The sequence below is a fragment of the Tenacibaculum larymnensis genome (genome assembly GCF_028829235.1).
GTDB lineage: Bacteria > Bacteroidota > Bacteroidia > Flavobacteriales > Flavobacteriaceae > Polaribacter > Polaribacter larymnensis.
The window spans coordinates 349,760-372,965 of the sequence record NZ_JAIWJY010000001.1 but is presented as its reverse complement, the minus strand read 5'-3'; the positions used below and the strand labels follow the sequence as shown (position 1 = coordinate 372,965).

Below are 23,206 nucleotides of genomic sequence, written 5' to 3'. Positions count from 1 at the left end.
TGTAATCAAATTTAAACGTGTGAAAAACGCATCAAACTTTATTATTGTAACCGTAGCGATTATTGCAACATTGGTTATTGGAAAAGGAATTTTAATTCCTTTTGTTTTTGCACTTATTTTTTGGTTTTTAACACGTGAAATTCGGAAAACCATCTATAAAATTCCTTTTGCTAAACGCTTTATTCCTTTTTGGCTAAGTAATGTGTTTGTTTTTACACTTATAATTTTAGGTTTTGGTTTTGTTTCTGAAATAATTACCAACAGTATTTCAAATTTAACCACTTCGTACTCAAAATACGAACCAAATGTTGATGCTATTATAAAACGTTTAGACGCTTATTTTCATATCGATATTATTAAGTCATTACAATCGGTTGTTGGAGATTTTGATTACGGCTCTGTTTTAGGCGATATAGCGAACGGAATTAGCAGTTTACTAGGAAATACCTTTATGATTATTATTTATGCCTTATTCATCTTCTTAGAGGAAAGTAATTTTAAAAAGAAGTTGCAAAAAGTGTTTATGAGTTCTCAAAACAGTCCTAAAAGCTTTCAATCTATCTTAAAAAAGATTGAAGACTCTATTTCAAACTATTTACGACTAAAAACCTATGTTAGTTTATTAACTGGTATCCTTAGTTATTTTGTATTGTTGTTAGTAGGGGTAGACGGAGCTCCGTTTTGGGCGTTTCTTATCTTTTTACTGAATTATATTCCTACTATAGGATCGTTAATAGCAACTGCTTTTCCTGCGATATTTTGTTTAATTCAATTTGGAGAGTTTCCTCCTTTTTTAGTCGTTTTATTTGCAGTAGGAAGTATCCAAGTAGTAGTTGGTAATGTTGTAGAACCTAGAGTTTTTGGAAAGTCGCTAAATTTAAGTCCGTTAGTTACTATACTTTCTTTAGCTGTTTGGGGAGAAATATGGGGAATAACAGGAATGATACTTTCAGTGCCTATTACGGTAATTATGATTATTATCTTTTCACAGTTTGACAAAACAAAAAACATTGCCATTTTCTTATCTGAAAGCGGCAATGTTGATGAAATATAAACTGTTTTAATCCATAAAAATAGATTTCAACTCTATTGCTTCCTTAGGATCCATTTTTCCTGCTAAAACCAAGCTTAATTGCTTTCTACGCAAAGCTGCTTCATAACGTTGCTTTTCTAATTCTGTTTCTGGTTCAATTTGAGGAATTGGCACTGGTTTTCCTGTTTCGTCAACAGCTACAAACGTATAAATACCTTCATTTACCTTCGTTTTTTCACCAGATTGACGGTCTTCAATCCAAACATCTACATAAATCTCCATTGATGATTTAAAAGCACGTGAAACCTTTGCTTCTAAAGTTACCACACTTCCTACAGGTACCGATTTGGTAAATGCTACGTGGTTTACAGAGGCTGTTACTACAATTCTTCTCGAATGACGGCGCGCAGCAATACTACAAGCTCTATCCATACGAGCTAATAATTCTCCTCCAAAAAGGTTATCTAAATAATTTGTTTCTCCTGGTAAAACTAAATCGGTAAGTACAGTTAACGATTCTCTTGGTGATTTTGCTCTCATCAAATAAATTTTGATGCAAAGATACAGCAACAAAAAAATCTACCTAAAATAAATGCAGATTATTTAGCCAATAACCAAGCGTCTTCGCTTACTGATTCTTTAATAATTTCTAAGGCTTTTCTAGCTTCAACCTTAGTTGCATAACTTGCAAAAGCTACTTGAGTTAACCCTAATCCATTCTTTCCAACAATAGAAGCATCATAACCTTTATCTTGTAGTTCAGCTAATTTATTTTCAGCATTGTGCTCTTCTTGAAAAGCTCCTGCGATGATATGAAAGTTTCTAGCTTCTTTACTTACGTTTAAGTTAATGGTTGGTAACGGGTTTTCAATTACAAAAGTTGCTGATTGAATTTTCTTCTCAACAGCTTCTTCTTGGTTTGCTAATACTTGTTGTTGTTGATTTTGAACACCATTCCATCCTACATAAGCAATTCCGATAAAAACAGCCGCTGCTGCAGCTCTTCTTACATATAACGGAATTGTTTTTTTGTTTTCTTCAGTAGTAGGTAATGATTTAATTGTTACCTCTTTTACTCTTTCTACAGACGGTGTTGAAACCTCAGCCAAACCAAAAGATTCAGTTAAAAAGTTACTTGATAGGTTAGGCTCAAAAACAACTTGCTTAGCTTCATTTAAAGACAAACTTCCTACAGAAGCAACAGTTACACTTGTTGTTTCCAACTTCTCATTCCATTGCGCAACTTCCTCAGCAATAAAAGTAACAGCTTCTTCAAAAGAAATATTTTTACTCGAAGCTATATAATTAGCCAATAAACCATCATTATGCTGTAAATACGCGTTGAACGTTAGTTGTTTTTTTGGCGGATAAAAAGTGTGCGTAGTAGTATTTACTCTAGCTCCAATTTTATTCGTTACAAATCCTCCAAAATTAGGAACAATTACGCAATCGTATCTATATAATAAATCGTTAATGTAGTTGGCTAATGTCATAATAACAAATATAGCTTTTTAGTGCATTACTTTCAAGTAATCTTGTAATTTTTATTAACAGTTTTTTGTATATTGATACTCAAATTATTGCTATATGAATTCAGAAAAATTGCTAGCCATTCTACGGTTACAGGCAACAAAAAACGTAGGTGATATTTTGGCAAAAAAGCTAATTACCTCCGTAGGAAGTGTTGAACAAGTGTTTTTAGAGAGGAAAAATACATTACATAAAATTAACGGAATTGGAACTCATGTAACTCAACATCTCTTTGATGAAAACAACCTAAAAAGAGCAGAAAAGGAGCTAACATATATTCAACAAAACAACATTTCTTTTTCGTATTTTTTAGATGAAGATTACCCTCAACAACTAAAGCATTGTATTGATGCTCCTATCTTACTTTTTAAAGATGGAAACCTCAACCTAAATAATGATAAAATCATTTCAATTGTAGGAACTCGGAAAATGAGTTCGTACGGACGCGATTTCTGTAATCAACTTATTGAAGATTTAAAAGATTATAATCCTATAATTGTTAGTGGATTTGCATACGGAGTAGACATTTGTGCACATAAAGCCGCAATAAAAAACAACTTACAAACTATTGCTGTATTGGCACATGGGTTGGATGAAATTTATCCGAAAACTCATAAAAAATATATTCATCAAGTAAATGAGAATGGTGGCTTTATTACTGAGTTTTGGCACGATGAGCAGCCTATGAGAGAAAACTTTTTAAAACGAAATCGCATTGTAGCTGGATTATCTAAAGCAACTATTATTATTGAATCTGCCCAAAAAGGTGGTTCATTAGTTACTGCTGATATTGCCAATTCGTACAACCGAGATGTATTTGCACTACCTGGTAGAGCTACTGATGTATATAGCAAAGGATGTAATAATCTCATTAAAAATAATCAAGCACATTTACTCACTTCGGCCCAAGATATTATAACAATGCTCAACTGGGATCTACGGCAAATTGCCGTACCTAAACAAAAAGAATTATTTGTTGATTTGAATGAAACCGAACAAAAAATATACGATTATTTACAACAAAACGGTAAACAGTTATTAGATGTTATTGCTTTGGATTGTAATCTTCCTACTTATCAATTATCATCTATTTTAGTTCAAATGGAATTAAAAGGGGTTATAAAACCTTTACCGGGAAAAATGTTTGAAGTTAAATAATAGTTAAAGTAATTACACTATATATTTTTCTTGAAATAAGCATTTAGTTTTGTTGCAAAAAACCAGGCAGTCGAAAATGGAAAAAAGAGTAGGCAAAAAATTGTAATTTAATTAAAAATGAGAAAAAAAATTTTAACTATTACTACATTACTGATGTTTATTGCAATATCAGTTAACAGTCAATCAAAAGAAGAAGTAATTACTAAAGCTGTACAAGACGCAAAATCTGGAGTTAGATTAATGAATGATTATTCTATGTCTTTAGATATAGTACCATTTGGTTACTATGACACTGCGTATAGAGTTGCTAAAGAATCTTTTTCTGGTTCTTCCGGTTCTTCAACTAATCCACCATCAAGTATTTCAGGACCGGGTGAACAAATAGGTTTCATTAATGACGGTAAATATCACAATTATGCAGGATCAACTCGTGATTTAATCAAATATTTAATGAGAAAGTTATAATTTGATAAAAATAATCATATTAAAAAGCAGCTATATAAATTAAATGTAGCTGCTTTCTTTTAAAGTATTATCAACATTAATTCTTTTAAAATTAATTATTTTTGAGAAAATTATCTTCCATGCATGTCAGAATATAAACTCATATCACAAAAAAAACCTGCTTTTCCAGTTAATAAAAAACTAGGAAACTACTTGAAAAGGCATAACAGAACTATAAAAATTCCTATTTTTTATGATGACTTGTTACGTTTTCAAGGGGCAGTTGCTGTGTATGATAAGCACGATAATGATACGTTGTGGATACGTGTTTTTTACAATGAGTTTGAGCGAGCAGAAATTGATTTATACCTAAAAAAAGTATACAACATCTTACACTCTAATGGTTCTGATGCCAGTATTAAACACTTAAATGTTGATGCTATCGACTTTTGTACGTTTGGTAACTCAAAACCTTTTCGTATAAAAATTCGAAATATTTTAAATGATAACTACACTTATTTTTACGTAAAAAGAACCGATGCTTCTCGTATTTACGGACTAGAGCTAGAGGATATTTTATCACCTTATAACTTAAACTTTTTGGTATATGAAGATACACTCATAGAAGAGCACATATCAGGAATTCCAGGTGATGTTTTTATCAATGATTATTTAGAGGATTGTTTAGATATTGAAAAAGCACAACTAGCTAAAGAATTTGTAAAGTTTAACGAACGTTGTATGATTCGTTTGTTGGGTGATATGCGTTCGTACAACTATGTTGTAGTGCCTACACACGATTTTGAAAATGTGGTATATAAAATTCGTCCGATAGATTTTGACCAGCAGTGTTATGAAGGGAAGTTTAAAGTGTATTATCCACAGTTTTTTAAAGAAAATTTAAAGCTAGTTCAATTGGTAGGAGACAAGCTTACTTCAGAATCTATTGAGCAATATCAAATAGAAGAACGATCAATTGTTGCTAAAAGAATTTTAGGATCTCGTTCTCGATTAAACCGCTTGCTTGCTGCTATGAAATCAGATAATATTTCTACTCCTAAAAATATCGAACAATTAAAATCTGAAATTTTTGAGTTTACTGGTGATATTAATTTTAGAGATAGTGACGGTATGGGAGAGGTTTTAGATAGCGCACTAACTTTTGTTCGTAGAAATTATGAAGATGTGAGTATGAAAACCATTATTCAGCAGCAGCAAAGAATACACTAGCCTTTTCTACTTCGAATACTTTCAATAATTACCGTTGTTAAAATCAGGCTTCCACCAATAAACGTGTTCCACGTGGGAACTTCGTTTAAGAAAATAAATGCTAACAAAATTCCGAAAACAGGCTGAATGCTACTTATTATGCTTGCAGTTGACGCGGTGAAAAACTGTAAGGAATATACCATCAAACTATGCCCGATAGCGGTAGTTAACAACGCTAATAATAACAAATAGGGGAGTTGTTCCTGAAATCCTGAAACATCCATAAAAAATAGAACTGGAACTAATAAAACTGTAATGATTACGGTTTGGTAAAACATCAACATTACTCCGTTGTATTGTATTACGTATTGCTTTAATATTAAAATTCTTATAGAATACGATAGGGCAGAGAGTAAGCCAAACAATACTCCTTGAACTTGAGTGTTTTTAATATCAAACTCAGGAGCTAGAATATACAGTCCTAGTAAAACCATTAGACCTAATACAATGTGAATTGGGTTGAATTTTATCTTTAAAAATAGCGGTTCTAAAAAAGCAATCATTACCGGAAAAGTGTACAACGACAACATTCCAATGGCTACATTAGATAGTTTTAACGCGTAGAAATACGTAATCCAATGTGCTCCCATAAAAATTCCGCCCATTAAAAACGGAAACAAATGTCTTCTTGATTGTATGGTTAAATCAATCTTTTTAAATCGACAAAACACGTATAAAATTACCATAGCAAACACCGAGCGAAACCACACAATAACTTCTGAAGGCATTGCAATATATTTACCTAGTACTCCTGAAGTACTGATAAATAACGTAGCTAAAATAATTCCTGATAGATTTTTTGCGTGATTGGTTTGCATGGATGTAAAAGTATGTCATTTCGACCAGAGGGAGAAATCTCTTTTAAAGGAGTAATTCTTAATCTTAAGGTTTCTCGCTACCGCTCGAAATGACGTTTTGTTTATTCTCGTCATTGCGAGCCTTTCGACTGTCACTCAAGACAAGCTAGTGCGTGACAATCTTTGGTCATGAGTTTAATTGTCACATCGAGTGAATTTCTTTTTCGATAGAGGAAAGAAATTTATATCGAGATGATAGACTAGTTCTCGATACAATTTTCACTCATTTCAATCGTGAAAACCACTCGAACTGACAGAGCTTAATTATTAAACTTCTTCTTTGCTAAGTTCGGTAGTTTTTCAAACTCATTATTTATGAGAGCTTCCTTTTTTGCTCTAGACCATTTTTTAATTTGTTTTTCTTTTTCAATGGCCATTTCTACGTTAGTAAACTCACAATAAAAAACTAATTTTACAGGTCTTCTTTTTGAAGTATAACACTATCTTTAAAAGTTCCGTTTTGGTGTTGAAATATTCGTTGAGAAAGGTTGGAAGTTACTCCTGTATAATAACTTTTATCTGAACATTGTAATATGTAAACAAAATATATTTTCACTTTAAAACTTATCAACAAATTAGTTACTTTTTACAAAAATGATAATTCTTTATTCCGTCATTGCTAAGTGAGCATACCCATATTTTGGTTGTGAATTTAATTGTCACATCGAGTGAATTTCTTTTTCGATATAGGAAAGAAATTTGTATCGAGATGATAGACTAGTTCTCGATACAATTTTCACTCATTTCAATCGTGAAAACCACTCGAACTGACAGTTTCTTTGTATCGTCATTACGACCCCGAAATATAGGGAGTAGCAATCTTTTAGTCATGAAGTTCCCAACAGACAGATTACTTAGTCATATCCTCCTCGCAATGAAACTTTTTTCCGTCATTGCGAACGAAGTGAAGCAATCTCTAAATCGTAAGTTTTTCAATAAACAGATTGCTTCACTCGTTCCTCGCTCGCAATGACGTTTTATACTTTCTGTAACGTCTCTAACGCTTTGTGAACAGTATCAATTTTTATAAAGGTGATGAGTAAACGCAATCCGTTTTTGGTTTTCTTTTCTTTCATTACACAACTCTTTGGATTTTGCTGTACATATCTCAACATTTTGGTAAACGCTTCGGTTTGGTAAAAAGCACTTTGCTGATCGGATACAAAATATCCTAACATGCGTTTTTGCTTTAAAATCACCTTTTCTAAACCTAATTCTTTCGCTAACCATTTAATACGAACACTGTCTAATAAATCGGCTACTTGTGTTGGATATTCTCCAAAACGGTCGATAATTTCTGTCTCAAATGTTTGCAATTCTTCTTCCGTGGTTAAGGTTCCTAATTTGTTGTACAAACTCAAACGTTCGGTTACTGAGTTCACATAATCATCTGGGAATAGAATTTCAAAATCGGTATCAATTTGCACCTCTTTTACATACTCTTTCGGTGCATTTTCATCCGTAGGATATAAGTCTTTAAACTCATTTTCCTTCAGTTCTTCAATGGCTTCTTGTAAGATTTTCTGATACGTATCAAACCCAATATCGTTTATGAATCCACTTTGTTCGCCTCCTAACAAATCTCCAGCACCACGAATTTCCAAGTCTTTCATGGCAATATTCAATCCGCTTCCTAAATCAGAAAACAGTTCTAATGCCTGAATTCGTTTACGTGCATCATCGGTCATGTGATGATACGGTGGCGTAATAAAATAACAGAAGGCTTTTTTGTTCGAACGTCCTACACGACCACGCATTTGGTGCAAGTCAGACAATCCGAAGTTATTTGCATTATTAATAAAAATCGTGTTGGCATTTGGTACGTCCAATCCACTTTCAATAATCGTAGTAGAAACTAGTACATCAAACTCATTGTTCATAAAGCCAAGCATGAGTTCTTCTAACTTTTTTCCTTCCATTTGTCCGTGCCCAATGCCAATTTTTGCATTCGGAAGTAAGCGTTGTAACAATCCTGCTACTTCTTTGATGTTTTCAATACGATTGTGGATAAAAAACACCTGTCCACCACGAGAAATCTCGTACGAAATCGCATCACGAATGGTTTCTTCACTAAAGCGAATTACATTGGTTTCTATGGGGTGACGGTTAGGTGGTGGCGTTTTAATCACCGATAAATCTCGCGCCGCCATTAAACTGAATTGTAAGGTACGTGGAATTGGGGTTGCCGTTAAGGTTAGCGTATCTACATTTTCTTTAATTGTTTTTAACTTGTCTTTCGCTGCTACTCCAAATTTTTGTTCCTCATCAATAATCAACAATCCTAAATCTTTAAACTGAACTGCTTTATTGGTTAATTGATGTGTTCCTATCACTATATCTACACTTCCATCGGTAACCCCTTCTAACACACCTTTGCGCTGTTTTGTGGTTCTAAAACGGTTTAGGTAATCAATGGTAACCGGAAAGTCTTTTAATCGCTTAGAAAAGGTTTTAAAGTGCTGAAACGCTAAAACCGTGGTTGGTACTAAAACTGCAACTTGTTTTCCGTTATCTACGGCTTTAAAAGCGGCTCTGATGGCAATTTCTGTTTTTCCAAAACCAACATCACCACAAACCAAACGATCCATGGGTTGTTCTTTTTCCATATCAGCTTTTACTTCTTGGGTAGAAGAGAACTGATCGGGTGTATCTTCGTATAAGAAACTTGCTTCCAACTCGTGCTGCATGTGTGTATCTGGTCCGAAAGCAAATCCTTTTTGCAGTTTTCGTTTTGCGTATAACTGAATTAAGTTGAATGCAATATGTTTTACGCGGGCTTTGGTTTTCTGCTTGACTTTTTTCCAAGCATTCGACCCTAGTTTATATACTTTAGGCGGTTTTCCGTCTTTTCCGTTGAATTTGGATATTTTGTGTAGCGAGTGAATGCTCACGTATAAAATATCGCGGTCGCCATAAATTAGCTTGATGGCTTCTTGTTTTTTGCCTTCTACATCAATTTTTTGCAGTCCGCCAAACTTTCCAATACCGTGGTCGATGTGGGTTACATAATCACCTACGTCTAATTTAGTCAATTCTTGTAGGGTGATGGATTGCTTTTTCGCGTATCCATTCTTCAATCGGAATTTGTAATAACGTTCAAAGATTTGATGATCCGTATAACAAACAATTTTATTGTCTAAATCTACAAATCCTTGATATAACGGAAACACAATGGTTTCATAGGAAACTTCTTGTTCACCATCGTCAAAAATATCGTGGAAACGCTGTGCTTGCTTGTCGTTAGAACAGAAAATATAATTAGTAAATCCTTTGGCTGAAAATTCATTAAAATTCTGAATTAACAGGTCGAATTTTTTGTTGAAAGAGGGCTGTGGATGGGTGTCGAAGTTAATGCTTGGGACACCTTCATGAGATTCCTCTCTTCGTTCGGAATGACCCGTTTTACCAATGTCTACCATGGTAAATTCTTGCAACTGATTACGAATCAGCTCACCGTTGCAAAACAATTCTTCGGGTTTTGCGTGCTTGATTTCTGTAGATAGTTCGTTGAACGACAATTCTGCTTTTCGGTAGAATTTGTCTAACGAATCGCTTAACAAATCTACATTTTTAACAAAAACAGCGGTTTTAGACCAAATATATTTTAAAAAGCTTTCTCTACTTTCTTCCAACGCTTTGTTTTCTACATTGGGCATTATGCTTACTTTCTTCAGTTTTTCTTTAGAAAGTTGGGTTTCTACATCAAAGGTTCGGATACTGTCTACCTCATCACCAAAAAACTCTATACGATAAGGCTCGTCGTGAGAAAACGAAAACACATCGATAATTCCACCACGTACCGAAAATTCTCCTGGTTCGGTTACAAAATCAACGCGTTTAAAATGATATTCGAACAGTACTTCATTGACAAAATCGAGCGATACTTGCTCACCCACGGCTACTTTTAGCGTGTTTTTTGCCAGTTCTTTTTTGGTAACTACTTTTTCGAATAGCGCAGTGGGGTAGGTAACAATAATCGCAGGTTTTTTACGAGAATTGATACGGTTTAACACCTCTGAACGCAGCAGTACATTAGCGTTGTCGGTTTCTTCTATCTGATAGGGTCTACGATACGAACCCGGATAAAATAACACGTTTTTATCGCCCAATAACTGCTCTAAATCGTTTAGATAGTAAGCGGCTTCCTCCTTGTCGTTACAAATTAACAAGTAAGGTTTATCGGCTTGTTTAAAAGTTTCAGAAATGACAAAAGACAACGAAGAACCGACCAAATTCGTAATTTGAAAATAGTGTTGTTCTTGTTGAAGCTGATTTACAATCTGTTTTACATTATCAGATTGTTGGTATTGGTTTACAATTGCTTGCTTGCTCAACGTACAAAAATTTTACGCAAATGTACGAGGATTATTTTTTGTTTTTATTCTAAAAAAACTGTACTTGAAAATTTACTATTAAATGCTAGTTGCTTTTTGAAATTACTTTCTCTAGCAGACTTGTTGATGGCATTGTTGGAGATGAATCATCCTTTAAAAGACCTGTTTCTGATCTACTAAACAAAGATTGTAAAATTATTATCCTCTCATTTTCAGAAATAGCATTTTCATTTAATAATGATAAATATACATAAACTAATTGTTTTCTTTCTTCTGCATCTCTAGCTAAGTGATATGAACTAAAAGTAAGCTTTGAAAAAATTTTGATTCCAAAAGCTAAAAGTGAAATTATTGAAATAAAGACAATTGACCACTTTATACCGCTCCCTACATTAGAAAATAATTCAATAATGGTATTATCTGATATTTTAAATATTATTAGTAATAATATTGTTAATGCTAATATTATTGAAAGACTTAAGCTTTTAATCCATAAACTTGCCTCCTTTTTTAACTTTTGTGCTCTTTCATCCCAATACTCAGCAGGTTTGGATAACATTAACTTATTAGAGTATAAACTTTCTAGCTCTCCAATCTTATCAAGGTTTTTTAATTGTTGATTTTTAAAATTATCTATACTTTTATTAAAACGCTCATCTTCTTTTATTTGGGATTTTTCAAACCATTTTAAAATTTCCTTTTTTTGTTTTTCAAATTGATTCTCTTGATTTTCAATCTTCTCAAAAAATGATTTTTCTGCATTTATAAATAATTGTCTAAAATCATTTCTCAAACGACTCAAGTTACTACGTTCATTTCTTACTCTACTTGTTTTTTTATCAGGGTCCTGATCTTCAAATTCATATGCTTTTTGAATTCCTTTATAATAAAGTTTATTTTTTATTTTATTATTATTAATGTTATCATAAATATAATCATAAGCACCATTAAAACACTCACTACCAAATATATTAACATTAATTAAGAAAGAAGTTATTGATGAATCATAAGTAAATATATTTGACATGCTAAATTGAGAATATCTTCCAGAGGTCAAAAAAGGGTTTTCTATAAGATTATACCAGCTGTTTTCTGCATTTTCTTTACCAAGTAGCGTTTCAATATTATCTAAGAATTTGTTAAAATAATCTATACTTACAGTTAAGTTCGTTGGTATTTCCGTTTCAATCTTATTCCAACCATTTCTTTGCTTTCTCACATATATAAACAACTCAAATAATCCAGTTAATTTAGTAGAAATATTTACTTTTTGTAAATTAATATTAACCTCTACTTTTTTTAGAAAATCACTAGATTCATTTTTTTCTATAAGATCATTTACTTGTTTGTTTGTCATTTGGTTTTTATTCTTAACTTTTCAGTTCCTGTAAACACTCTTTTTCTATAAAATTAAAATTTTAAAAAATATATTAACTCCATGGAAAATTCACATTGATAGGTGTTCTATCAGGAAATCGTTCACCTATTTTAGGATTTAAAATATCAGACAAATATTTTTCAACTCCTTGCATTTTATTTCCATTAATCTTTGCCCAAGTAACCTTCAATTTTGAATAAGTAGTTATTTCTGAATTGTTACGATGGTCTGCTATCCTATCTTTTATACTTCCACTTCCTAGCCTTACAACAGTTTCTCCAGACCAAATAATATAAACACCTTTCAAATCATTAAAGTGTTCATGATTCAAGTTCACTGTTGAGAAATTACACCAGTTATTATTTTCACATTTAATCCAATCTACCTCCATATTTATATTATTTATCCCTAGTCAAACTTAAAATATAAGTCTATTCTTTGAACTCTTTTTAACTGCCCTTCAATATGGTCTAAACAACAACCTTTACTTTCTAAAAACTCTCTATGCTTCTTTAAAAACTCTTCCATTCCTATTTCTTCCTCATTAGCTACAACTATCGATTTTGAAGCTCTTTCAATATCTAAACTGTGACCTGCAAAAATTAGGTCTTCTACTCCATATGATGAAGCTATTAATTTCTCTAATTCCATAAATCTTATATTATTTTAATGATTCATTGACATAAATACACACATATAACCAAAAACCTTTACGGTAATCCATAAAGAAGTGTTTGTTGTTACTTGTTGTTTATAAAAAATAGTTGAGATAAGGGGTGGTACTACTTTTTACTTTTTTAGCGTGTTAAACATAGTAAAAAAAGAGGAGGGAGGCAAGGGTTATTTATTTGTGTGTGAGTTCGTAAGGGTGTTTGTTCCTTTTAAGAGTGTTTGTAACTCTCATGAGTGAGATTTCTCGCTATTGCTCGAAATGACAAGATACAATGCAACCTCAACGTCATTTCGAACTGAAGTGCAACGGAGGTGAGAAATCTTATTCTTGTGTATTGAGCACTTTCAAGTGTATTTGTAACTCCCGTGAGTGAGATTTCTCGCTATCGCTCGAAATGACAGGATACTATGCAACCTCAACGTCATTTCGAACTGGAGTGCAACGGAAGTGAGAAATCTTATAGTCGTGTGTTAGGTACTTAAAAGAGTGTTTCTAACTAAAATTAGAAAGATTTCTCGCTATTGCTCGAAATGACAGGACACCATGCAACCTCAACGTCATTTCTAAGGAGGCACGACTGAGAAACCGCAAGGTTCAGCGGAGCTAAATCTTATTGTTGTGTGTTAGTTACTTTAAAGGGTATTTGTGACTAAAATTAAGCAGATTTCTCGCTATCGCTCGAAATGACAGTAGTAATAAAAAGTATTGCTTAAAAAACCTCATTATTCAAAAAGTGCCACTCAGGATTAAAACTATTAATCAAATTTTCTTTCTTTTCTCTGCGCCATTTTTTCAATTCTTTTTCTCGGTGAATTGCTTCGTTTACGCTCTAGAAAGTTTCATAATAAACTAAATAATAGCAGTTGTACTTTCCTGCAAAGGATTTTTTAGCATGTTCACTATCAAAATAATCTTGCGATAATCGTTTTTGAAGGTTGTTGGTAACACCAATATATAACGTGGTCTTATTCTTATTTGTAATGATGTATACAACGTAATTTTCTAGCATTTTTCTTTTAAAGATATAAAAAATTATAAACGTCATTTCGAAGAAAGTGACGACTGAGAAACCTTAAGGTTCAGCGGAGCTAAATCTTATAATGGTCTATTAGGTATTTTCAATAATGCTTCTAACTAGAATTAAACAGATTTCTCGCTATCGCTCTAAATGACAACTCATTACGTCATTTCGAAGGAGGCACGACTGAGAAATCTTACAGTCGCGTGTTAGGTATTTAAAAGAGTGTTTCCTACTCAAATTAAGCAGATTTCTCCCTACGGTCGAAATTACGGGAAACCATACAACCTCAACGTCTTTCTTATGTTGTACAAGGATTTTTTTTGTAGAAAAAAGTTTGTACAGCCTGTGTACAAGAAAATATTTTTAAAAAATTTATTTGTACATCAAACGGAGCGATCTTGATGTACAAGAAAAAAAATAACTTTAAAAAGTTTGTACAAAAAAAGGCTTTATTCCTTACAAATAGTAATCGCTCCAACTCGTGTTAACTGACTTACAAAATCAAATACATCCATCAATTCCCAAGTAGGAGTGAGGTGGTTTTGTAGTTCGTCAAAACTTATGGTTTCTCCTGTGTTTAGTTTTTTTATAATTGTGTTTAGTTGTGAGTTATTACTAACAATAACCTCATTTCCTCTTGCCATAATACAGGTTTTCTCTGTGTTTTCTGTATGTAACAACAACGGAAAAATTGTTTTTCCCTTAATTTGAAATGGTGGATTGGGCAACCCTTCTTTGTTTTCAACTATCGAAGGTTGTAAAACTCCTGCGTTACTTTTTAGTTTGGTTATGTATTTTGTAAGTGCATTTTTGTATTTATTTTCCCATGTTTTTGGGTTTAATAAGTTATTCCAATCCAATTCTTCGGTTGTAATATCTACGGGTGATAAGTACCCTACTTTTGGATTTTTAGTTAACTCACTTGCGGCTATTTGTGCAGCAATCGTTTTTTCTAAATAATCTCTAGACGGATTGATGTAATCCATTACCACACTCAGCGAAAACTCATCAGTTTTTGCAATATGATACACCTGATGTGGAATAAACATGGTCGATTTTTCTTTTAACGGATATTTTGTGGATGTTGGTAACATTGCTTCTACCTCGTGGAACACTTTGGTATGGTGTTCTATTTGGTTGTATTCTTCAATATCCCAAGTGTAAAAACCTTTATCATTTGGGCCTAAGTGAAACAAAAAACCATCTTCTCCTTTAGCATCTTTATGAATTCCGAAAGGGGTAAAACCATAATTTCCCATAAAAAACAAAAAAGAAAGTCCGCCCAACGGCATACCTGCTTTTTGGAGTAGTGGGGCAACTATATGGCACATTCTCTCTGTAAACTCATTACTAAACGTTTCTAAACTATTGAAAACAACTCCGAATTTTTGATCTCCAAAGAGCTTCATACACCACTGCTCAATAGTTTCATTTTCTTCGGGTCTATTAGCAGCCATTTCTTCTGCTATTCCGTTTTGAAGCTCGTGGTTTATGTATACTTTGATGCCTTTGTGTAATTCTCCTTTGTCTAAAAACCGATTGATGATGTTTTTTAATTCTTGTTTTAAAAAGATTACATCGTCATCAGAAAGTATGTTGTCTATTGATGTTGGTTTGGTAAGTTCTTGTGAGTTTTGGTAGAGTTTTTTCCAAGTTTCAGAATTCTTCTCGTTGTTCATAGGCTGGTTTTAAAGCTTCTGCTCATAAAAATAAGGTATTTTGAAAATTATTTTTATGCTTTTATTCCCTTATTTTAATCAGTTATACCACCTCAACGTTATTTCGAAAGAGTAGGTGACCTAAGTAATCTGTTAGTTGGAAACACACGATTTAAAGATTGCTTCGCTATCGCTCGCAATGACGATGACAAGTTAAAACATAAAAAAAGCTGCCTAAATAGACAGCTTTTTTGTTTTTTACATCATTTCTGAAGTGTTTAAGACACTTTCTGTAGCATCTCTTACAATCCTGGATGCATCTTCTAAAAAGGGTTTTAAAACGTTTGTAGCTTCTTCAGATTCAGAAAGCATTTCTATCAATTCTACACGTTTATCTACTGAGAAGTTTTGTGATAGGTCAAACAGTTTTTCTGCTCCTAAAGCAATAAACCAATTTATTGAGGTATCACTATAATCATCAAGCGCTATATCTGCAATGTATAATGGGTTTATTTCTAGAGAATCTAAAAGATTTAGTAAGTATGTAAATGCTGCTTCTTTATACTCATCTTCTTCTGATTTTTCTCTTATTTCTTCTAAACTAACTTCTTTTTCACGTACTTTCATTCGTAAAAATGCTTTGGTGAAATCTCTCGTTAGCATTTGGGTTCCTTCAAGACTATGGTTTGCAAAAAGTTTGATAAAACGATGTTGTTTTTCTTCTGATAGCATCCAAATAAATTGCTGAATTGTCATCGCTGAATAATTTCTATCATAGACGTTGAAATCTTCTTTTTTAAGCATTTTATTACATAGTGATGTCATATCTGCGTAACTCACCTCATCATTTAAATACTCCTGTAATTTAGTAACTAACAATTCAACATCTTCCGCATCGGTAGTTTGGTTACGAATGGCGCTTAAAATTGTATCTGTATCTATTTCTTCGGGAAATAACACAAACTGACCAAAAGGTAGCGATACTTTTTCGGGTGTTATTTGCGAGTCTTCAAATCTATGGTCGTTATACTCTTTATCTAGTTGTAAAATAACGAGTTTTTCTCCTTTCTTTTGGAGTAATTGAACTTGGTTGTAATCGTTAATTTTTGTAGAAAGATTGGTAACTGCATTTGGATGAAATGATATTGGTAATTTCTCTAAAGCACTAATTTCTTCATTGTCGTTGTTGTAATAATTATGATAATTTTTACATGTATTGTCGTCGTATACAGATAGTCTTTTATACCATGGTACTAAATTTACTTGAAACAATTTACCTAGTGTTTCTTTAAATGCTTCTGGCTGGTTAAAAGGAAAACGCTCATTTTGTAGTGATAAGTCGATAAAATATTCAATTCGTCTATTTGCTTCGATATAATGCATTCCTTGGTCTAAGGCTATTGCACGTTTTTTATCCATTACATCAAACATACCAGTTGCTGTACTGTCTATTTCATTATACTTATCTAACCATACTAAATAAGGAGCTTTATCTCCTTCCCAACTATTATGAAACTCTTTTTGGGCTACTACCATTTGAAAAGCAATACTTTGTGCTTTAGGCACTCCATTTCTTTCAATTCTGTCGTAAAAATCAATTTCTTTTATAGGCTTCTCAAATGTGTAATCATATTCATCGTCTGCGTTTATTTTTGCTAAAAATTGTATTACTCTTTGCGGAGCTAAGGCTACCCACAATTTCCATAATCGTTTTCCTTGTTTTTGACTTGGTAGTGGCATTTGCGATAACCAATAACAAGTAAGTACAGTACGTTGGTTGTCTTCATAGGCATTATCGAATAAATCGTACTTTTTTTGTTTAGCACTTGCTTCTTCTTTTTTGTCTACTCGTAAGACTTTTTTAAAGGTTTTTAATGCTTCTTCTTCTGTTAATGTAGTGTTTGCATCTGTGATATAAGCTAAAGCTTGCTCTTTGATAGTATCTAAGTCTTTATCCTTTTCATCAATAGGGTTTACCAATGATTCTTTTACCATTTTAGCCATCAGCGCCCAAACATTTTCATTGATATAATTAAATAAGTCTTGGGTATATTGATCACCTACACGTTGTTGAAAGTCTTGAAAGAGTAGGTGCGTTGCTAAAGCACAACAGCCTATGTTATCTTTTGGCCACCAAGAGCAATCGCGACGTTCTCTTTTTTCTTCAAAAACAAAAGCTGCATCGTCAAAATTCTTTTTACTTAGTTTTGTATCAAGATCTGCAAACTCTTGTAATACTTCTATTATGATGTTTTTTTCGTGCTTTTCTTTTTCTTCAAGTGTTGCTTCTTTTGAAAGCTGAGAATAGTAACGTTGCTGATATTCCTCAACAGTTAATAAAGGATCATTTTTAGTTACAATTTCTTTAATATCGTCATCAAACGGTTTTTTACCAAATGCGTAATAGAACACATCTAGTATACGTAAATACATAGCGTTACGTACTTGTTGCCTTTGTTCTACTTCAGTATCCTCTGCTGCGCCAGTTGGTCGTGTTTTGATTGTAAGGATTAGACCGTTTTGATAAATTTCTTCAATATCTTCTTCTTCAAACGATAATAGTTCTGCTGTAACATCACTAATAATATTTTCTAGAGATTCACGAACTTCATTTTCATCACGATAACCACCTGTGAAATACATCATTCTTAAGTGCATAACACGAGCATGCTCTTTAGCCAAAGGTAATAAATCAGTCTGAGGTAAATCTTTTAAGGCATCTTTATGTTGACCTGTTTGCACATATTTCCAAAGATCTGCACCGCGATTTAGGTGTAAGATTAACTCTTTTACACTTTTTAACCCATCTCCATATTCATAATTATCAAAATAGGCTTCTCTTTCTTCGTCTTCGTCTTTTTCTCTTTGTGCCTCTTCACTAATTTTACTTAAAGGTTTTTGAAGTGTATTTTTTATACTTTTTTCTAAATCAAGTGCTTCATTTTCTAAAGTGTCTTCAATAAAATGTTCTTGTAATACCTCTTCATTGTCTTCTATTGACTCTGCCCATTCTTCGGCAACCACTACTAAGCTGAAATAAATATCTAATACAGGGTGTACTTCTTCTGGGTCACTATCACTATAGGGTAATAGTACTGGTTCTTCTATTAATCGTTCTTTAAGTGCTTGTTTAAAATAGTTATATTCTTCTGGATTTACTTTTAAATAATTTCCTAATGATTCTTCTTGTGATGTTGCAATAGCTTGTCTAAAATAACTATTATCACACCAAATAAAAGCCTTAATCATAGGTCTGCTCCATCCATTTATTCCGAATAAATCGCGTAAATATTCTTCGTAACCAACAGCATGTTCGTCATCCCAATAAGGAATTAAAAATTGCGATAGTAAGTAAGTATAACTAGCATTTGTTCGTGCGAGCATATAGAGAGCTTCAATACCAAAAACACGCATATCGTCTATCCATAAATTCCAGGTATCATTAAAGCGTCTACTATACGCTACAATTGCTTTTGCTGTAATAACAACTGCTTCTTTTAATGAAGGATACTCCAGTGCAATGGCAAAAAAGAGTACTTCAGAAATATAAATTTCATCAGTATCTCCAATATGTTCTGGGTAATAACTTGAACCTCCATCTGGTCCCATGTTCAGTGCGCTTTTTACCAACTTTTGATTGTTGGTGTCTGCTACTTGAATACGACGTTGGGTATCGTTTTCAATAATTTTAAACTCTACATCAAATACTTGGTTTATGACTGCTTTGTTGCTGTCTAATAACTCTTTGTACTTTGCTAAAGCTTCTTTAATAGAGGCTTCATTCCCTAAATAAAAAGGAATGATTTGATGCTTATCAAATTGATTCATTTACAATAAAATTTTTAGTTTTCTTTTCAATTTTTTTGAGAAGAGTGACTGAATAGAAACTACAGCAATGTTTTTGCAATTCTTTTTTAAGGCTGAAGTAATTAACAATCGTGGGGAACTCTGCGCAAAACTCTACGCAAATTTACGTTTTCGATCAGATTTTATACTTAGTAGGAACTAAATTTTACAATACTTTAACAGATGAAAAAAGTGGCGTTTTTGTTAGTTATTTAATTTTTAATTAAATACGATTTTAAAGTTAAATTTCAGTTTTGATAGGATTTTTACTACTAAAGTTTTGACAGGTTTCTTCTTACAATCGAAATGACAAATGAAGGATAAAACAACTTAAAAATTGCTGTCTAATTTACAAACATTTACCTGATTCAAAATCTTCTTTAGTAATTGGCTTTCCATTCATAGTATCAGTATCCCAGTCTTGCGAAATTAACCATACACCACTATTTTTATTAAGTAACACGTGAAACCTTCCGTATACAATACGTGGTTCTTTATCTTTTTCAGTGTATATAATTCGGTAATAACCTACTTCGTATCCAGTACTTTCTTTATAAGTTCTTTGATTGAAACAAAAATCTATTTGTCTTTTCTTAGTCGTTGGTTTTTGATATGATGTTTGTACCGATGTTTTGTATTCTTCTCCTATGCGAATTCCATACTTATTAACTCTTAAAACATCATTAGTATGTAAACTATTAAATGTATTCCAATCTCTAGCTTCAAAAGATTTTTTAAATGGTTGCCATATTTGTTGATTAACCTCTTTTTGTATTACTTCATTATTTTGTGAAAAACTAAACGTAACCGAAACTAAAAAAATTAAAATAGTATATACCGTTTTCATTTTTGATAAGATTGAAAATTCATATGCTACAAGTTAGTAATTTTAAAAACGAAAAACTAAATTAAGATTTATTGATTCTTTTCGTGTATTTTATAAATATCCTCTATTAAGGTTTCGTTTTTCTGTGTTTTTTTATTAAAACCTCCATAATCGCTATTTTAAAGAATAAAAAAACACTAGTATAAACATTTGTATTAACTAAAAATAAAAACTCTTTAAAACATCTAAAAAACAGCTGTTTTTTATTAGTAGTTTTTATATGTTTTTAAATTATAATAAGAAAAAATAATACTTTGTTTTTGGTTAGAATTGTTAACTTTCGGCGGTATTTATGTGACTTTATTTAAACTTTGCTTCTAAATAAATACCACTTACTTTCAATCTAAAAAAAACAAAAAAATTATGTCAATATCAGATTTATATTCAACCGGAAAACATAAACAAGAAATAGGGCACTTTGCTAGTGTAGTAAAAATTGCTGAGACTGATGGAATTATTTCAGAAGGAGAACAGTTATTATTAGACAGAGCTGCAAAAAAATTAAATATTAGTGAAGAGGAATATAAGCTAATCTTAAAAAGTCCTGAAAAATACCCAATAAACGCCCCAGTAAGTTACGACGAGCGTATTGAGCGCTTATATCGTTTAACAAGAATGATTTTTGCTGATGAAGATGTAGCCAAAGAGGAAGTTGGCATACTTCGTAAAATTGCAGTAGCTTTGCATTTCTCTGCTGAGAATGCTGAGAAAGTTTGTGATGAAGCCGTTCATTTAGTTTTAAACGATAACGACTTAGATGATTTTACCGCAGCTATTAAAAAGGTGAATGCCAATTAATTTAATTATACTAAAAACTTATTAAACCAGTTATTACTCTAAACACTTATCTCCCGATGAAACATAAAATTTTATTCATAGCAATCTTTACTTGTTTAACAACATCCGTTTTTTCTCAAAACTTAAACGACTCTTGGCAAATAGGTGTAGGTTTCGGAATAACGAAATTTAGTGAAAGTGATGCCGCATTTATTGGTGATCAATACTTATTTCAAGTACCTACTTTAAGTTTAACCATGCCTATTGGTGATCGTTTTTCTTTAGACGGTGCTATGTCTTTTAATACTATTGATGATGTTGGTTTTATTAAAAATTCAGCAAAGTATTTTTCTATGGATGCTTCGTTTCGTTATAACTTGAATGCTATGTTTAACAAGTTTGCTCCGTATGTTTTTATAGGAGGAAGTGTAGTTGACTCTGAACGTAAAATGACACCTACTCTTAATGTTGGTGCTGGTGGAATTTACTGGGTTAGCGATAATATTGGTATTAATCCGCAATTATATTATAAACACTCTTTTGAAGGTTACGAAAGTATGCGTTCACATATTCAAGGAACTTTAGGTGTTGTATTTAAATTAAACTGGAATAATGGCGGTGGTAATAATGGTCGTAATGCTGCAAAACATTTAGGAGGTTGTATGTTTTAAACCTTCTTATTTAATATAAAAAAAGCCGCTTAAAAAGCGGCTTTTTTATTTTTATGATAATGCGTTAATCGCGTTTTGTATTCTTGTTATGGTAGTTTCTTTACCTATCATTGTCATGATATCAAATAAATCGGGTCCTGCCAATTTACCAACTAAACTCAAACGAAGTGGTTGCATCACTTTACCAAAACCTATTTCTTTTGAGGTAATCCATCCCTTAATTTCAGTTTGGGCATTTTCAATTGAAAAATCTTCTATTTTAGAAATTACTTCTACTAATTCTTGCATTAACTCACTCGTAGTGTCTTTCCATTGCTTTTTAACCGCTTTTGCATCGTATTCTGAAGGGTTTTGATAAAAAAAGCTAGATAACTCCCAAAAATCAGCTACAAACGTTGCACGCTCTTTTATTAACGAAACTACTTTCTCTGTACGGTCCTTATCTGTAGTTATACCTTTTTCTTCAAGAATAGGCAAGAATAACGCTGTAAGTTCTTCGTTAGATTTTTGCTGTAAATACTGCTGATTAAACCATTTGGTTTTATCTGGACTAAACTTAGCTCCTGATTTACTTACGCGCGCTAAATCGAATGCTTCTGTTAGTTCTTTTAAACTAAAAATTTCTTGTTCTGTTCCAGGATTCCATCCTAAGAATGCTAACATATTTATAAATGCATCAGCAAAATAACCGTCTTCTTTGTATCCACGTGAAACATCTCCTGTTTGCTCATTTGTATATTCTAACGGAAATACTGGAAAACCTAACTTATCACCATCTCGCTTACTTAATTTTCCTTTTCCTACTGGTTTTAAAATTAATGGTAAGTGTGCAAATTTTGGTGCTTTCCAATCAAACGCACGATATAATAATTCATGAAGTGGGAGAGAAGGTAACCATTCTTCACCACGAATTACATGCGAAATTTCCATTAAATGGTCATCTACAATATTTGCTAGGTGATAGGTTGGCATACCATCAGATTTAAATAATACTTTATCATCTAAAGTGTTTGTTTCAACTTTAATCGTACCACGAATTTCATCTTGTAAAATCAACGTTTCATCTTGTGGAGTTTTAAAACGAATCACAAATTTTTCTCCTGCATTAATCTTAGCTGCTACTTCATCAGCAGAAAGAGCCAACGAATTGTTTAATTTTTGACGATTATGCCAGTTGTAAATAAAGTTTTTTCCTTTTTCTTCATGATCTTTACGATGTGCATCTAACTCTTCAGCTGTATCAAAAGCATAATATGCCCAACCGCTTTCAATTAATTGATCGGCATATTTTTTATACAAATCTTTACGTTCTGACTGACGATAAGGTCCGAATTTTTCGTTTTTACCTGGGCCTTCATCAAATGGAATATTACACCATTCTAACGAATCGATGATATATTGTTCTGCATTAGCTACATAACGTGTTTGATCCGTATCTTCAATACGTAAAACAAAGGTTCCGTTATGTTTTTTAGCAAATAAATAATTGAATAAAGCAGTTCTTACACCACCTATGTGTAAAGGTCCTGTCGGACTCGGAGCAAAGCGTACTCTTACGTTCTCAGTCATTTTTTTATTGATTTGAAAGCGCAAAGATAGTTTTATGTTAATAGAAAAGAAAAAGGAGGAAAGAGAAAAAAGAAAAAAAGCGAGTTTAACTCGCTTTTAAAA

18 protein-coding genes and 1 pseudogene are annotated in these 23,206 nt (G+C 32.4%); 6 read left to right on the top strand and 13 right to left on the bottom strand.

The features are described 5' to 3' along the window. Window positions 1–19 precede the first annotated feature (19 nt). Entirely contained in the window at window positions 20–1,054 is a 1,035-nt protein-coding gene (locus LCI24_RS01770; protein WP_274638878.1) for an AI-2E family transporter, read from the top strand. Window positions 1,055–1,060: 6 nt separating this feature from the next. Here the strand turns inward: LCI24_RS01770 and LCI24_RS01765 are convergent, their stop codons facing one another. Both LCI24_RS01765 and LCI24_RS01760 read right to left on the bottom strand, forming a co-directional pair. Then, entirely contained in the window at window positions 1,061–1,573 is a 513-nt protein-coding gene (locus LCI24_RS01765; RefSeq protein WP_125066300.1) for an acyl-CoA thioesterase, read from the bottom strand. A gap of 59 nt (window positions 1,574–1,632) precedes the next feature. Then, window positions 1,633–2,526 (bottom strand): HU domain-containing protein, encoded by an 894-nt coding sequence (locus LCI24_RS01760; protein WP_274638877.1) that lies wholly within the window; start codon window positions 2,524–2,526, stop codon window positions 1,633–1,635. Between the two features lie 94 nt (window positions 2,527–2,620). Here LCI24_RS01760 and dprA point away from each other — a divergent pair, with 94 nt between their 5' ends. The 3 genes from dprA (at window position 2,621) to LCI24_RS01745 (ending at window position 5,395) form a co-directional block, all read left to right on the top strand. Continuing rightward, window positions 2,621–3,721: a DNA-processing protein DprA gene (gene dprA / locus LCI24_RS01755; RefSeq protein WP_274638876.1), complete on the top strand. Its 1,101-nt coding sequence runs from the start codon at window positions 2,621–2,623 to the stop codon at window positions 3,719–3,721. 153 nt (window positions 3,722–3,874) lie between these two features. Continuing rightward, the gene (locus LCI24_RS01750; RefSeq protein ID WP_274638875.1) at window positions 3,875–4,186 is read left to right on the top strand and encodes a hypothetical protein; all 312 of its coding nucleotides are present in this window, start codon (window positions 3,875–3,877) and stop codon (window positions 4,184–4,186) included. Window positions 4,187–4,309: 123 nt separating this feature from the next. Continuing rightward, window positions 4,310–5,395 (top strand): hypothetical protein, encoded by a 1,086-nt coding sequence (locus LCI24_RS01745; protein ID WP_099214909.1) that lies wholly within the window; start codon window positions 4,310–4,312, stop codon window positions 5,393–5,395. On the opposite strand, the gene LCI24_RS01740 is transcribed toward LCI24_RS01745, so the two are convergent. The 10 genes and pseudogenes from LCI24_RS01740 to LCI24_RS01695 all read right to left on the bottom strand — a co-directional run bounded on the left by LCI24_RS01740 (window position 5,392) and on the right by LCI24_RS01695 (window position 20,048). Continuing rightward, a complete protein-coding gene (locus LCI24_RS01740; RefSeq protein WP_274638874.1) occupies window positions 5,392–6,252 on the bottom strand; it encodes a DMT family transporter in 861 nt (286 codons plus the stop codon). The genes LCI24_RS01745 and LCI24_RS01740 overlap by 4 nt on opposite strands. Before the next feature lie 299 nt (window positions 6,253–6,551). After that, window positions 6,552–6,847 (bottom strand): annotated as a pseudogene (locus LCI24_RS01735) (GIY-YIG nuclease family protein). A gap of 421 nt (window positions 6,848–7,268) precedes the next feature. Beyond that, window positions 7,269–10,625 (bottom strand): transcription-repair coupling factor, encoded by a 3,357-nt coding sequence (gene mfd / locus LCI24_RS01730; RefSeq protein ID WP_274638873.1) that lies wholly within the window; start codon window positions 10,623–10,625, stop codon window positions 7,269–7,271. Between the two features lie 85 nt (window positions 10,626–10,710). Next, the gene (locus LCI24_RS01725; protein WP_274638872.1) at window positions 10,711–11,982 is read right to left on the bottom strand and encodes a DUF6161 domain-containing protein; all 1,272 of its coding nucleotides are present in this window, start codon (window positions 11,980–11,982) and stop codon (window positions 10,711–10,713) included. A gap of 73 nt (window positions 11,983–12,055) precedes the next feature. After that, on the bottom strand, window positions 12,056–12,394 hold the full coding sequence (locus LCI24_RS01720; protein ID WP_274638871.1) for a hypothetical protein: 339 nt from the start codon (window positions 12,392–12,394) through the stop codon (window positions 12,056–12,058). A 17-nt stretch (window positions 12,395–12,411) separates the two neighbouring features. Next, window positions 12,412–12,654, bottom strand: coding sequence for a hypothetical protein (locus LCI24_RS01715; protein WP_274638870.1), 243 nt, complete (start codon window positions 12,652–12,654; stop codon window positions 12,412–12,414). Between the two features lie 851 nt (window positions 12,655–13,505). Then, window positions 13,506–13,685, bottom strand: coding sequence for a GIY-YIG nuclease family protein (locus LCI24_RS16995; protein ID WP_313812493.1), 180 nt, complete (start codon window positions 13,683–13,685; stop codon window positions 13,506–13,508). Between the two features lie 461 nt (window positions 13,686–14,146). Continuing rightward, complete coding sequence (locus tag LCI24_RS01705; RefSeq protein ID WP_274638869.1) at window positions 14,147–15,376, bottom strand: RNA methylase; 1,230 nt, start codon at window positions 15,374–15,376, stop codon at window positions 14,147–14,149. A 237-nt stretch (window positions 15,377–15,613) separates the two neighbouring features. Next, the gene (locus tag LCI24_RS01700; RefSeq protein WP_274638868.1) at window positions 15,614–19,183 is read right to left on the bottom strand and encodes a hypothetical protein; all 3,570 of its coding nucleotides are present in this window, start codon (window positions 19,181–19,183) and stop codon (window positions 15,614–15,616) included. A 367-nt stretch (window positions 19,184–19,550) separates the two neighbouring features. Beyond that, the gene (locus LCI24_RS01695) at window positions 19,551–20,048 is read right to left on the bottom strand and encodes a hypothetical protein (RefSeq protein ID WP_274638867.1); all 498 of its coding nucleotides are present in this window, start codon (window positions 20,046–20,048) and stop codon (window positions 19,551–19,553) included. A 402-nt stretch (window positions 20,049–20,450) separates the two neighbouring features. Between LCI24_RS01695 and LCI24_RS01690 the strand changes: the two genes are divergently transcribed. Both LCI24_RS01690 and LCI24_RS01685 read left to right on the top strand, forming a co-directional pair. Continuing rightward, entirely contained in the window at window positions 20,451–20,885 is a 435-nt protein-coding gene (locus LCI24_RS01690; protein WP_274638866.1) for a tellurite resistance TerB family protein, read from the top strand. A 56-nt stretch (window positions 20,886–20,941) separates the two neighbouring features. Further along, complete coding sequence (locus LCI24_RS01685) at window positions 20,942–21,535, top strand: transporter family protein (RefSeq protein ID WP_099214918.1); 594 nt, start codon at window positions 20,942–20,944, stop codon at window positions 21,533–21,535. A gap of 51 nt (window positions 21,536–21,586) precedes the next feature. On the opposite strand, the gene gltX is transcribed toward LCI24_RS01685, so the two are convergent. Next, window positions 21,587–23,104, bottom strand: a complete 1,518-nt coding sequence (gltX, locus tag LCI24_RS01680; protein ID WP_274638865.1) for a glutamate--tRNA ligase — start codon at window positions 23,102–23,104, stop codon at window positions 21,587–21,589. Between the last annotated feature and the right edge of the window lie 102 nt (window positions 23,105–23,206).